The organism is Silanimonas sp., from assembly GCF_027530345.1.
In the GTDB taxonomy this organism is placed as follows: Bacteria; Pseudomonadota; Gammaproteobacteria; order Xanthomonadales; family Xanthomonadaceae; genus Silanimonas.
Map to the genome: position 1 here is coordinate 132,450 of NZ_JAPZQK010000018.1, position 10,320 is coordinate 142,769.

At 68.7% G+C, this 10,320-nt stretch carries 10 protein-coding genes; all 10 read right to left on the reverse strand.

Annotation, left to right across the window (positions count from 1 at the left end; all coding sequences use genetic code 11):
* Position 1: 1 nt before the first annotated feature.
* Positions 2 to 3,598 (reverse strand): LamG domain-containing protein, encoded by a 3,597-nt coding sequence (locus tag O9255_RS09725; protein WP_297866657.1) that lies wholly within the window; start codon positions 3,596 to 3,598, stop codon positions 2 to 4.
* Positions 3,595 to 3,984 (reverse strand): hypothetical protein, encoded by a 390-nt coding sequence (locus O9255_RS09730; protein WP_297866658.1) that lies wholly within the window; start codon positions 3,982 to 3,984, stop codon positions 3,595 to 3,597. The genes O9255_RS09725 and O9255_RS09730 overlap by 4 nt, the downstream gene beginning before the upstream one ends.
* Positions 3,981 to 4,790: a prepilin-type N-terminal cleavage/methylation domain-containing protein gene (locus O9255_RS09735; protein ID WP_297866659.1), complete on the reverse strand. Its 810-nt coding sequence runs from the start codon at positions 4,788 to 4,790 to the stop codon at positions 3,981 to 3,983. Before O9255_RS09735 ends, O9255_RS09730 begins: the two co-directional genes overlap by 4 nt.
* 1 nt (position 4,791) lies before the next feature.
* Complete coding sequence (locus O9255_RS09740) at positions 4,792 to 5,250, reverse strand: type II secretion system protein (RefSeq protein ID WP_297866660.1); 459 nt, start codon at positions 5,248 to 5,250, stop codon at positions 4,792 to 4,794.
* On the reverse strand, positions 5,240 to 5,722 hold the full coding sequence (locus O9255_RS09745) for a prepilin-type N-terminal cleavage/methylation domain-containing protein (protein ID WP_297866661.1): 483 nt from the start codon (positions 5,720 to 5,722) through the stop codon (positions 5,240 to 5,242). The genes O9255_RS09740 and O9255_RS09745 overlap by 11 nt, the downstream gene beginning before the upstream one ends.
* Before the next feature lie 90 nt (positions 5,723 to 5,812).
* Complete coding sequence (locus O9255_RS09750) at positions 5,813 to 6,211, reverse strand: type II secretion system protein (protein ID WP_297866662.1); 399 nt, start codon at positions 6,209 to 6,211, stop codon at positions 5,813 to 5,815.
* Positions 6,212 to 6,225: 14 nt separating this feature from the next.
* On the reverse strand, positions 6,226 to 6,693 hold the full coding sequence (locus O9255_RS09755) for a type II secretion system protein (RefSeq protein ID WP_297866663.1): 468 nt from the start codon (positions 6,691 to 6,693) through the stop codon (positions 6,226 to 6,228).
* Positions 6,694 to 6,832: 139 nt separating this feature from the next.
* A complete protein-coding gene (locus tag O9255_RS09760) occupies positions 6,833 to 7,348 on the reverse strand; it encodes a hypothetical protein (protein ID WP_297866664.1) in 516 nt (171 codons plus the stop codon).
* Between the two features lie 10 nt (positions 7,349 to 7,358).
* Complete coding sequence (locus tag O9255_RS09765) at positions 7,359 to 8,582, reverse strand: type II secretion system F family protein (RefSeq protein WP_297866665.1); 1,224 nt, start codon at positions 8,580 to 8,582, stop codon at positions 7,359 to 7,361.
* A 3-nt stretch (positions 8,583 to 8,585) separates the two neighbouring features.
* Complete coding sequence (locus tag O9255_RS09770) at positions 8,586 to 10,319, reverse strand: GspE/PulE family protein (RefSeq protein ID WP_297866666.1); 1,734 nt, start codon at positions 10,317 to 10,319, stop codon at positions 8,586 to 8,588.
* Position 10,320 lies beyond the last annotated feature (1 nt).

Here is a 10,320-nt window from a genome sequence, read left to right on the forward strand (position 1 = left end):
ATCAGTACACCTCGCGCTTGTGGATGGCGCGACGATCGCCCTGGTAGACACCGAACCCCACCCGCGCCGTCGGCGCAGTGGCGCCCGCACCACGCCAGTTGAACTGCAGCCATGCAGGCACGGTGGGCGTCAGGTCGAGGATGCCGACGTTGCCCGCGCCGGGCGCGCGAAGCCACAGCGTGAAGTTGCCGCCGTTGCCGGTGGGCGGTGTCAGCGAGTAGCGCCGATCCACTGGCCCTGCCACGCTGCAGCCTTGGCCGCTTGCCCCGGGACTGCCGCTGTCCTGCACGCAGGTTTCCGACAGCAGCAGCGTGTCACCCACGTTCGCATCCACCAGCGGCGCCAGCGTCACGCCCGTGCAGACGTCGTCCGTGTTCGCCACGAAGGCCGTGCCGTTGAAGAACTCCGCGCGCATCGGCACCTGCAGGTCGAGCACCTCGGGGCCAAACGCATTGGTCACCGCGATGCGGCCCCAGCGCTGTTGGCTGCCCATCAGACCGGTGATGCCCGTGATCGTCAGCGGGTCGCAGCCATCGACCGCCGCCGTGTCGAAGCACACGCCGTCGCTGTCCGTCAGGTCGGACGCCGTCAGCGCCAGCGACAGTTGCGGCGTGAACGGCCGCTCGGGGGCGGCGGGCTTGGCCCAGGTGAGGCGATCGCCGTTGATGCTGACCCTGCCTGTGCCATCGAAGGGCGCCGCCGTGTTGTCGCTGACAATGGCCGCACCGCCATCCGTGGTCCGCGAGAGCGTCGCCGCCGTCGCGGGGGAAACGGTGCTGGTGTAGCTGCGGCTGGCCAGCGTGCCGGCATAGCGCCAGAACGCATTCGCCGCCCCGCCGCCATTGACGTAGTTGCGGGTGGTGTTGCCCAGCGCATTGACGCCGCTCACCGTGAGCTCCGGCAGGGTGCTGAAGCCGAGGTCCTGCCCGACATAGCCGAAGGTTCCCGCCGCGCAGGCATTGGCCAGCACCGGCGTGTTCGGCACCACGGCGAGGCGCGCGGGACGGAAACGCCCCACCCGATCAACATCGGCGCCCACCACGTTGTCATCGGACGACGGGCTGTAGTTGAGATAAGGCCGACTGGCCAGCCGCGGCCGCAGCGTGATGACGCCCACCTCGTCGAAGCGCACCGTGCCGCTCGAAGCCCCGTTCGTCCATGTGCTGAAGCCGCTCGCGATGGTCACTGACGGCGCGGGAGGGGCAGGCAGGACGCCGCCAACCGGCGAAGTCAGGATCGCGTCGAAGGTGACGCCCTCTGCCGTGCTCTCGCGGCCGAAGTTCGGCGTCGCGACATTCGATGCGTTCTGCGCTTCGACCGAGACGTTGAACGGCACGCCCGCCACGCCGAACACCGGTCGCGTAGCGTCCCCGGGCACCGCGACGCTCGCGTTGTGGCCCGGGATCGTCAGCAGGAAGCGCGCCGGCTTGGCGATGAACGTGCCCGTGCTGCCGACGCCCGTGACCGTGAGGCCGGCATCCCCGGTGGCGCTGCTGCCGACATAGCGGGCCTGCAATTGCATCTGCCCGACGTCGGCGTAGCGCAGGCTGGTCGTCGCCACGCCGCTGGCGTTGAAGGCGAGCGACAGCGCCGTGCCGGGCGAGGCGGTCACCAGATTGCTGCCGCCGAGGTTGACGCCGCGCGTACCGGTGGCGGGGTCGAGGTAGGTGGCCCAGAAGCCCACGCTGCGCGTCACGTTGGCGAACAGCGGCGTGCAGGCATTGTTGTTGGAGCGCTGCACCGCGCTGATGGTCGCTGTCTGCGGGGTGTCCGACACATGGTCGGGCACGCTGATGACGAAGCCCGAATCCGACACGCTGATGTCGCAGGCGCCCGCGCTGTCGACCGTCCCCACGCCGTTGCGACACGAGGTCACCAGCGCCGGGGCCGGCGACACCTCGCTGATCGCGAAGCGCACGGCTTCCGGATCGGGAGGGCCGCTTGTGGTGGGCACCAGCATCGACACCGAGGTGCTGGTCTGCCCCACCGGGATGCTGAAGGGCACCGAATTGCCGCCGGCGGACAGCGTGCCGGTGGCCCCGGCACTGGACAGAGAACTGCAGTCGGCCGTGGCGCAGGCCCGGATGGTGACCGTCTCGGCCGCGCAGGAGTTCGCGTTGCCGTCGTGCTCGATGCGGTAGCGCGAGACCGCCGTGGCGCAGTTGCGGCCGATGGTCATGTCGCCCTGCACCTCCGCCTGCGTGAGCTCGTAGTTGTAGAGCTTCACCTCATCGATGCTGCCGCGGAATGCGCGGTCGGCAATCAGGCCGCAGCCGGCACCGGTGGCGACATCGCCGCCGATGTAGAAGTTGCAGCCATTGGCGTTGAGGGTGCCCTGCCAGTTGTTGGTGGCGGTATCGAGAACGCCATTGATGTAGATGCGCTGCCGCGCGCTGCCGGCCACCGAGCGGAAGGTGATGGCCACGTGGGTCCACTGGTTGAGCGGAATCACGGAGTTCGAAGTCAATGCCCGCGCACCGCCGCCCCACCACCAGTTGAGGCGCCGGTTCGCATTCAGATGAAACTCGTAGTTCTGGTCGTTCGAGAGCACCGAGTAAAGGCCACTGCCACCGGGCGCCGCCGTCGGGTAGATCCACGCCGAGGCCGAGAACTCGCTGGTGTAGTCGAACAAGGCACTGGCCGGCACCTGCAGCACCGAGCGGCCATCGAACTGCGCGGCGTTGCAGAACTGGCCGCTCACCGCGGCAAACTGGCTGTGGATGGTGGGGTTCGGGGCAACCAGGTTGGTCGTGGTCGGGGCATTGATGGTGCTGCGGAACCCGTGCAAGCCGGTGCCGCCGCTGTCGAACACTTCGCCGGCCGTGCCGGCAAGCGAACCGACGGCACCATCGAGCCGGTAGTGCGTGCTCGCCGGTGCCAGCGCGGGACGCAACGCGATGCTCGCCGTGCGGCCGGCCGCGGCCAACAAGCCATTGCTGTCGGCGATGGCGGTGCGGGTGCCGGTCGCGCCGGGCACCGGGCGCGATTCGACCGCCATCGTCAGCGAGACGCCGCTCGCCGAAGGCTGCACCGCGCTCGACGTCGCGTCCACGGCTTCGACCATGCCACTCGGCGGGAACCAGTTGTCGGTCGAGCCCGGCATGGCGAAGGCCGCCACCAACACGTCGCCGCGGGCCGTCGTGGTCACGGACGGTGCCGCGTGGGCGAAAGCCGCCGTCGTGGCCTGGCGGGCCGACACATCGACCGGCGCGGTGTTGTCGACGCCGATGAAGCCCACGATGCCACCCGCCGCGCCCGAGTGGGTGCCACCACTGAAAGTGAAAGCGTAGGTGGTGACGGCGCTGTCACCTGCCGGCACGACGCGCGTGAACAGCGCAAGGCGCGCATTGGCGCTGGCGCTGTCGCTGAACTGAAGGACCCAGCCCGTCGGCGTATTGACGGTCACCGTGGACGGCACCACCGTCACGGCGGCGACGAGCACGTCGCCGGTATTGGTGCCCGCGGGCTTGGGAAGGCTCAGCGTGCCGGTCGCGACGCCCCCCTGCGAGGTGGCCCGGGTCGAAATCTGCGCGAACGCCGGGACGCTCGCCAACAGCGCGAGGGCCACCAGGGCGATTCGGACGAAGCGTCGGATCATTCCGTCACCGTGGCGCGCACGCGCCGGGAAATGAAGGTGTTCGAGGCGAAGCTGCCGCGCTGGGCGACGGCCGTCAGCGTGTAGATGCGGTAGGTGTCGGGCGCTTCGTCGACGTCCGTCTCGGTGCAGCTCAATGCGACGGCGAAGCCTTCGATTTCGACGGTCAGTGGAAATGCGCCGCAGCCGCCGCCGAGGCTTCGGGCGATGGCGATGTCGACGCCGCTCTGCGCCGCGAACAGCGCGCGACTCGCGTCGAGCGCCTGCACGGTGCTGCGGTTGCGCGCGCTCAGGGTGAGCACCGCCGCGAGCACGATCAGCAGCGCGATCGCGATCACGAAGACCGCGGCGACCAGGCTGAAGCCCCGTTGGTGGCGTGCGGCTCTCATGGCAGGTTCGGCAGGTGGACGGACTTCAGGAGGCTCACCGATTCGCCATCGCGGGTGATGGCCAAGGACAACGCGGCGAGGCCCTGTCGGCTGGCATTGCCCGCCTCGAAGCGGAAGCTGCACAGGCTCACGCCCTCGGCCAGCAGGGCCGAGCTGCCGACCGGCGGGACCACCATGGTCGTCGCAGGCGCATAACCGGCATGCCGGCGCAATTGCCCATCGCTGGCGCAGCGGTACTGCACCGCTTGGTCGACCACGTAGACGCGCTGCGAGGGCGACGGGAACGGAAACTGGAAGGGCGCCGCGAGATTGATGCGCGTCGCCGTGCTGCCGCTGCCGATGGTCGCGCGATTGTCCCCGGCCCAGGCATTCGCCTGCGTGCCGTTGGCGGTGAGGTTGTAGACCACCGCCCACTGGCCCGCGGCGGGTATCGCCGGCAGCGGCGCCAGCAGGTCGAAGGAGGCGTCCGCCGCGGCGAAATCGAGCACGTCGCCCACGCCTTCGGCCGTCGGCGTGCCCCGGAGCGTCCCGCGATATCGTCCCGCCATCGGCGCGACCAGCATCTCGATCGCCCGCCCGTCGACGCTGGTGCGAATGCTGTTCGGCAAGGCAAGCCGCAGATCGCGGCTGATGCGCGCCATGGCCTGGTCGGCCGCATCGGCCAACCGTGCACGACGCTGCACGTCGGCGCTGGCATCGATGGGTTGGCGGATCAGCGCCACCGACACCGTCGCGAGCACGCCGATCAACACGATCACGACGACCAGTTCGATCAGGCTGAATCCGGCGGCGAGGCGGGTCCGCATGTCAGTACTGTGCCTTCAGAGCCGCGAGGCGAACGTCGAAATCGCCATCGATGTTCGTGACGCGCACTTCCACCCGCCGGGTCGTGGCACCGCCCACCGTCGCGGCGTTTCCGACGTTCATCGTCACCCGGTAACGCGAGAGCCCGGCAATGGCCACGCCGGCGGAATCGGTCGGCGATGCCTCGGTGGCAAGGCAGGCGTAATCCCCGATGTCATCCCACAGATCGCGGCTCGCGCCACAGCCCTCGTTGACGCCGTCCGGGTCCGCATACGCCTTCAGCATCGCTTCCTCGAGGTAGCCCTCGGCGATGTAGAGCGCCTGTGTCTGCAGCACCGGTGACGCGCTGCCGCCGCCGAGCGTGCCGACGAGGCCGGCGATCGCGGCAAACGCGACGCCGAGGATGACGAGGGTCACCACCAGTTCGAGCAGCGTGAATCCGCGTTGGCGATCAGCGCACATGGCCGGTGTCCGCCTCCACGATGATGCTGCGCCCACCGACGATCGCCGTCCCGCCGTTCGGACTCGGCAGTCCCTGCGCGTTGAATGTGATGACCAGGCCTTGCGTCACGGTGACGCCCGCGGTCGCCGTGCCACCGAAGGCGCCGGAGCCGCCGGGGTTCGGCACGTCCAGCGAGAAGCCGCCCGCGGTGCCGCAGCTCGTGTCCGTCCCGTCGCTGCGCCGACGCACCGCATAGCTGCTTGTCGCGCTGCTGACGTCCACCTGGATCTCGCAACCCGTCGCGACGGCCAGCCGCTGCCCGTAGCGAAAGGCGGTCGCCACCTGCTCCGCGAACGCCGCGCTGCGGAAGCTGCCTTCGCCCAGGCGGGGCAGCACCACCACAGCCAGAGCGCCGAGGATCACGATGACGATCACCAGCTCCACCAGCGTGAAGCCAGCTTGGCTTGGGCGGGGGGGCAAGGTGCGCTTCATGCGGTCAGGCTTCGGCCCTGAACGACAAAGGGCGGCAGGTTACCCTGCCGCCCCCGTGCTCGGACGCGTTCAGCCGGGGGCGGAACGCGATCAGGTGCCCGCGCGGACCGCGGTGAACGTGCGGGTCGGCGTGGTGGTGCCGGTACGACGCAACGTGCAGGTCGTCAGTGTGCTGCCGTTGTTCGCCGCGATCGCGGTATCCGCCACCACCTGGAAATTCCCGAGGCCGCCGTTGATGACCCGCGAGGCGTCACCGCAGCTGTCCACCGGCTCGCAGTCCGCGTCCGCCGCATTGTGGTTGTTCACCGCGCAGCCGGCGTAGTTGATGTTCATCGCCGAGGTGATCGCGGACGCCGAAGCGGTCAGGGCCGCCTCCTGCGCGTCGTCCTCGAGGTTGACGAAGCGCGGCACCGCGATGGCCGCGAGCACGCCGAGGAGCACGATGACGATGACGAGTTCAATCAGGGTGAAGCCGCTCTGGTTCTTCATGGGGTGCTCCAGGCTCAACAGCCGGTGATGTCACGCGTGATCGTAGGCGAAACACCCGCCGCGTTGGGAGACACGTACGTCACAGAACAGGTGGGGATGCCATCGAGGCGGATCGACACCGTGGACCCACCCGCGGCGGCGCCACCCGTGAAGTTGTAGCGGAGCGAGAGGTTGTCGAACAGTAGTCCGAGATCGGCCTGTTCGGCCTGCGGGTAACCGAAATTGGTGTCGATGGCGCCGCCGGGGCCGGTGCCGTCGATATCCACGGAATCGGTCGCGTTGTCGGATTCACCGATGGCCGCCGACTTGGCGTAGATGATGTTCGAACCCGAGCGCACCGAGTTGAACAGGGAATCGATGACGGCAATCCGTGCCTCGCGCTGCAACGAAATGAAGCGGGGCACGGCCAACGCCGCCAGGATGCCCAGCACGACGATGACGATGACGAGCTCGATGAGGGTGAAGCCGGACTGGCGACGCATGGACGGAACCCTGTCGTTGGTGGAGGGATACGACTCAGCCTGAACGCTTCGTCATAAAGGGACTATACGCCCTTGATTTGCTTGGAAGAATGCAAGGTTCGGTGAATTGCGGTAAACGATTCCAGCGCGCGCCCTCCGCTCACGGGGGCGGCCCCGACGGCGCCGTGCGAACCAGCAGCAAATCGCGGGCGAGCCCCGGCGTCGTACTTCCGGCGTTGTCCCGGTAGACCTCGACTCGCCAGCGCCGGTCGCCGCCCTCCAGCCAGGTGACGCGATACACCAGTTCGCCGCGCGCGCCGTCGAAGCTCCAGCGATCGTCCGCCCACTCAGGCAGAGGCCCTCCCGGCCGATCCGCGAGCGGTATCGCCGAGAGCCGGTCCTGGGCCCAACCGCGGGGATCGCTGCCAGCGCGGCGCTCCAGCCCGCCCATGCCCTCCTCGGCCACCACCCGCTTGCCCTCGAGCCAGACGAGGTTCTCGAGGTTCTGTTCCGCGAGGTCGAGCGCCATGCGCTCGCCCTCGGCGAGGATGTCGCGACCGGCACGGAACAGCAGGGTCAGCAGCACCACGACGATCAGCAGGCTCACGGCGCGGTTCACGTGACGCAGCCAGCCCGCGTTGGTCGTGGCGAGGGCCGGCCATTCCGCGCGCTTCACGCCATCCGCCTCACTGCCGGGCCAGCTTGACGAGGTCCCACATCGGCAGCAGCACGCCGAGGGCGAGGACGAAGACGATGCCGGCGACGACCACCGTGAGGATCGGCTGCAGAAGGTCGTTCAGGTTGCGCACGTCGTAGTCGACTTCGCGCTCATAGAAGTCCGCCACCTCGACGAGCATCTCGTCGATCTGGCCGGTCTCCTCGCCGACGGTGAGCATCTGCAGGACGAGCGGCGTGAAGCACTGCTGCATCGCCGCCGCGCGCGTCAGGCTTTCGCCACGCTCGATCGCTGAACGCATGCCGAGCAGCTGCTTGGCGATGACATCGTTCTCCACGGCCAGCGAAACCACGGCCAAGGCCTGCAGCACCGGCACGCCGGAGCGCGTGGCCATCGCGAACGCCCGCGCGAAGCGGGCCAGCGTGGCGCGCAGCACGATGTTGCCGATGATCGGCATCTTCAGCAGCAGCCCGTGCCATCGCAGCCGCCCCTCGTCGGTCTGGACGTAGCGGCGCAGCCACCAGGACGCGCCCGCCATGCCACCAAGCACCAGCCACCACCACGCCGCGAAGAAGTTCGACGTGCCGATGATGATGCGCGTCGGCAGCGGAAGTTCGACGTTGAAGGAGCCGTACAACTTGGCGAATTCCGGAATCACGAAGGCCATGATCACGAACACCGCGAGCGCCACGAAAACCAGAACGATCACCGGGTAGCGGACGGCGGTCTTCACCTGCTCCACCACTTTCTGCTCGCGCTCGAGGTGCTGGTTCAGGCGCAGGAAGGCCTCGTCGATGCGGCCGCTCTCCTCGCCGACGCGGACAATGGCCGTCAGTAGCGGGCCGAAGATCTTCGGGTGACGGGACATCGCCGTCGCCATGTCGCGACCGGCCTCGAGCTCCTCGAGCATCGACAGCAGCGCCTTCCCCAACGTGGCGTTGCGCGAGGTCGTGGACAGTCGGCGCAGCGCCTGCGTGATCGGCACGCCGGCGCGGGCCAGCGCGTACATCTGCCGGGTGAAGAGGATCAGATCGACCCGGCTCGGCAGGTTGAAGCCGAGCGACGCCATGAATTGCTCGCCGAGCGGCTCCTGGTTGCCGGTCTCGACGATCTCCAGCGGCACCATGCCGCCGCTCCCCAGCTGGCGGGCGACCGCATCGCTCGACAGGCCATCGATCGAACCACTGACCGGCCGGCCTTGGGCATCGCGCGCCTTGTACCTGAAGTTGGGCATGCGTCAGTGCGCGCCCGAGGGCGAGATCTCGCCACCGATGCGCTTCGCCTCTTCGAGGGTGCTCAAGCCGTCGAGCGCGTAGTCCAGCGCGGCCTGGGCCAGCGGGCGGTACAGCGGCGCGCGCGAGGCGGCGCTCACGAAGCCGTCGTGCTGCCCGCGTCGCAGCGCGTTGAGCATGTCGAGCGTGGGCTCGAGGTATTCGTAGACGCCGATGCGCCCGCGGTAGCCCGTGCCGTTGCAGTGCTGGCAGCCCCGACCGCGGCGCAGGTTATCGGTGGGAGTGCCGGGGCGCATCTCGGCCAACCAGGCCTGGTCGTGCGCGTCCGGGAGATAGCGTTCGCCGCAGCTCTCGCAGACGCGGCGAACGAGGCGCTGGGCGATGATCACGCGCAGCGAGGCGGCGAGCAGGTAACCCGGCGCCCCCATGTCGAGCAGGCGGTCGGCCGTGCCCACGGCGTCGTTGGTGTGCAGCGTCGAGAGCACGAGGTGGCCGGTCATGGCGGCGCGCAGGCCGATCTCGGCCGTCTCCTGGTCGCGCATCTCGCCGACGAGGATGATGTCCGGGTCCTGGCGCAGGGCCGAGCGCAGCACGGCAGCGAAGTCGAGGCCGATCTTGGCGTTGACCTGCACCTGGCTGATGCGAGGCAGCCGGTATTCCACCGGGTCCTCGACGGTGATGACCTTCTTCTCGGGCCGGTTCAGCGAGTTGAGTGCGGCGTACAGCGAGGTGGTCTTGCCGGAGCCCGTGGGGCCGGTGACGAGGATGATGCCGCTGGGCGAATGCAGCACGTTGCGGAAGCGCGCCAGCATCGGCGCCGGCATGCCGAGGTAATCGAGGTCGAGCATCGCGCCATTCTGGTCGAGCAAACGCATGACCACCGACTCGCCGTGCTGCACCGGCATCGTCGAGACGCGCACGTCGATGCCTTTGCCGCGGACGCTGATCTGGAAGCGGCCGTCCTGCGGCATGCGCTTCTCGGAGATGTTCAGGCCGGCCATCAGCTTCAGCCGCAACACCAGCGCCGAGGCGATCTGCCGCTCGCGGATGATCTGCTCGTTCAGTACGCCGTCGACGCGCTGGCGCAGACGGAGACAATCGGTGTCGGGTTCGATGTGGATGTCCGAGGCGCCCGCCTGTACGGCGTCGACGAACAGCGACTGCAGCAGCTTGACCACGGGCGCGTCGGCCGTGTCCTCGCCGAGGCCCAGCTGCGAAACGTCGAGCGCGGCATCGTTGCTGACCTCCTCGGAGAGCTCCTGCGCGAGCGAGCTGATCTCCTCGGTGCGCCGGTAGACCGTGTCGAAGGTGCGCAACACATCGTCTTCGCGCACCAGCGCGAGGCGGATCTCCTTGCCGCCCAGCACGCGCGCCAGCTCGTCGTAGGCGAACAGGTCCGTGGGGTCCGCCATGCCGACGACGTACCCACCGCCCTCCTCCTTCAACACGATGCTGCGGAAGCGGCGTGCGAGCGTCTCCGGCAGCTTGCGCACGAGGGCCGGCTCGAAGCGGTAGCTGCGCAGGTCGATCAGCGGAATGGCGAGTTGCCGCGAGAGCAGCTGCAGCATGTCGTTCTCGCTGACCATCCCGAGGTCGATCAGCGTGCGACCGAGCTTCGAGCCGAGCTTCCGCTGCTCGGAAAGCGCGTGCTGCAGCTGCTCGGCCGTGATGAGGCCGTTCTCGACCAGCAGGTCGCCGATGCGGATCTTCCTCACAGCGGCACTGGGTAGCGTGGACATG

Bases quoted from the DNA above. Each gene is read 5' to 3' on its own strand.
- O9255_RS09725 (WP_297866657.1), bottom strand. From the start codon at position 3,598: ATGATCCGACGCTTCGTCCGAATCGCCCTGGTGGCCCTCGCGCTGTTG.
- O9255_RS09730 (WP_297866658.1), bottom strand. From the start codon at position 3,984: ATGAGAGCCGCACGCCACCAACGGGGCTTCAGCCTGGTCGCCGCGGTC.
- O9255_RS09735 (WP_297866659.1), bottom strand. From the start codon at position 4,790: ATGCGGACCCGCCTCGCCGCCGGATTCAGCCTGATCGAACTGGTCGTC.
- O9255_RS09740 (WP_297866660.1), bottom strand. From the start codon at position 5,250: ATGTGCGCTGATCGCCAACGCGGATTCACGCTGCTCGAACTGGTGGTG.
- O9255_RS09745 (WP_297866661.1), bottom strand. From the start codon at position 5,722: ATGAAGCGCACCTTGCCCCCCCGCCCAAGCCAAGCTGGCTTCACGCTG.
- O9255_RS09750 (WP_297866662.1), bottom strand. From the start codon at position 6,211: ATGAAGAACCAGAGCGGCTTCACCCTGATTGAACTCGTCATCGTCATC.
- O9255_RS09755 (WP_297866663.1), bottom strand. From the start codon at position 6,693: ATGCGTCGCCAGTCCGGCTTCACCCTCATCGAGCTCGTCATCGTCATC.
- O9255_RS09765 (WP_297866665.1), bottom strand. From the start codon at position 8,582: ATGCCCAACTTCAGGTACAAGGCGCGCGATGCCCAAGGCCGGCCGGTC.
- O9255_RS09770 (WP_297866666.1), bottom strand. From the start codon at position 10,319: ATGTCCACGCTACCCAGTGCCGCTGTGAGGAAGATCCGCATCGGCGAC.